At 73.0% G+C, this 2,239-nt stretch carries 1 protein-coding gene; it reads right to left on the reverse strand.

Going from position 1 to position 2,239, the window contains the following annotated elements:
- Window positions 1-2,239 (reverse strand): polyketide synthase dehydratase domain-containing protein (locus tag ACFZB9_RS36855; protein ID WP_391454533.1); only part of this gene is annotated, 2,239 nt, incomplete at both ends.

Here is a 2,239-nt window from a genome sequence, read left to right on the forward strand (position 1 = left end):
CAGGCCCGCGTCGACGAACTCCCCGGCCAGGCAGTCGAGGACCACGTCCATGCCCCGGCCGCCGGTGGCCGCCAGGAACTGCTCCTCGAACTCCACCGTGCGGGAGTTGGCGATCCGCTCCGGATCCACCCCGTTGGCGCGGACCGCCTCCCACTTGCCGGGGCTGGCGGTGCCGTAGACCTCGGCGCCCAGGTGCCGCGCGAGCTGGACGGCGGCCGTGCCGACGCCGCCGGCGGCCGCATGGATCAGGACCGACTCCCCGGCCTGCAGAGTGCCGAGGTCCACCAGGCCGTAGTACGCGGTGAGATAGGTGACCGGCAGCGCGGCGCCCTGCTCGAAGGTCCAGTCGTCCGGCATCCGGGTGAGCCACCTGTGGTCGGTGACCGCCATCGGTCCGAAGGACGTCGGGCACAGTCCCAGCACCCGGTCGCCCACCGCGACGTTCGTCACGCCCTCGCCGACCTCCAGCACGACGCCGGAGGCCTCGCCGCCGATGCCGTTCTGTCCCTCCACCACGCCGAGCGCCACGATCACGTCACGGAAGTTCAGGCCCGCGGCCCGGACGGAGATCCGCACCTGACCGGGCGCCAGCGGCTCCAGGGCCTCGGGATACGGCACCAGTTCGAGGCTTTCGAGGACACCGGGACGCGCTGTGTCCAGCCGCCAGGGAACGTCCCCCGCAGGCGGTTGGAGCGAGGGATGGGCGCTCATCCGGGCGAGGCGCGGTGCGAGGAGCTTGCCCTGGCGGACCGCCAGACGCGGTTCGGTTGTGCCCAGCACGGCGGGGAACGCGGCGGCGGTCGCCGGATCCCGGTCGGTGTCCAGCAGGGTGATACGTCCGGGGAACTCGCTCTGCACCGAGCCGATCAGGCCCCACAGGGCGGCGGCGGCAAGATCGGTGATGTCCTCGTGATCGTCGACGGCCACCGCCCCGCTGGTGGCGAGCACCAGGTGGGTGGCGGCGAACCGCTCCTCGGCCAGCCAGGACCGCACGAATTCCAGGGTGCGCCAGGTCGCCTCGTGCGCGGCGGCGGCAACGTCCGGATCCGAGCCGCCGAGCAGGAACGCGACCACGGCGGCGCCGGCCGGTACCGCCTCCCCGGCATCCGGCGCGAAGAGCCCGGACGGGTCGGTCATGGTCCCGGCGGCAGCTGCGGAGAGGCCGAGCGGATCCGGACCGGCCAGCACGAAGGCGGCCGGGCCGTCGCTCGGGGCGCCGGCCACCGGCGTCCAGTCCAGCCAGAACAGCGAGTCGTCGTGGGGGTCCGACGGCTTGGAGGCCAGCTGGCCCTCCGTCACCTCGCGCACCACCAGTGAGTCGACGGTGATCACGGGCCGGCCGGCGTCGTCGCTCGCGCTGACCGCGAAGGACGAAGGTCCGGTGGGCGTCAGTCGGACGCGTACCGCGCCGGCTCCCGCCGCGTGCAGGACGCAGCCGGTCCAGTTGAACGGCAGCCGGACGCCCTCGGCCTCCTGCTCGGCGAAGGCCAGCGCGTGCAGCGTGGCGTCCAGCAGCGCCGGGTGCACTCCGAAGCGGTTGGCTTCGGTCCGGTGGTCCTCGGGGAGCCTGACATCGGCGTAGACCTCGTCGCCGAGCTTCCACACCGCCTGGACGCCCTGGAAGGCGGGGCCGTAGTGGTAGCCGACGTCCAGCAGATCGGTGTAGAGGGTCGAGACGTCGACGGCGGTGGCTCCGGGCGGTGGCCATTCGGCGGTCCGCTCCGGTTCGGCGGGGCGCTGGTCGGTCAGGACACCGGCCGCGTGCTGGACCCACGTCCCGTCACCGGTGCGCCCGTGCACGGTCAGTGTCCGTCGGCCGGCCTCGTCGGCCGGGTTGACCCGGACCTGGACGGTGACGGACGTCCGCTGCTCGGCGGCCATGGTGAGCGGTGCGAGCAGGGTGAGTTCCGCGATGTACGGCGTGTCCGTCTCCTGGGCCGCCTGAAGCGCCAGTTCGAGGAAGGCGGTGCCGGGCAGCAGGACGGTGCCGTTCACGGCGTGGTCGGCGAGCCAGGGGTGCGTGGGCAGCGAGATACGGCCGGTGAAGAGCAGGGTGTCGTCGTCGGGCAGCGCGGTGACCGAGGTGAGCAGCGGATGGTCGACGGGGGTGAAGCCGGCCGCCGCCGGATCGGCCTTCGGCGTGTGCTGGAGCCAGTAGTGCTGGTGTTGGAAGGGGTAGGTGGGGAGGGGGGTGGGGGTGGTGGGGTGGTGGTTGGTCCAGGTGATGGGGATGCCGTTG

This window comes from Kitasatospora sp. NPDC008050 (assembly GCF_042957465.1).
Classification (GTDB): Bacteria; Actinomycetota; Actinomycetes; order Streptomycetales; family Streptomycetaceae; genus Kitasatospora.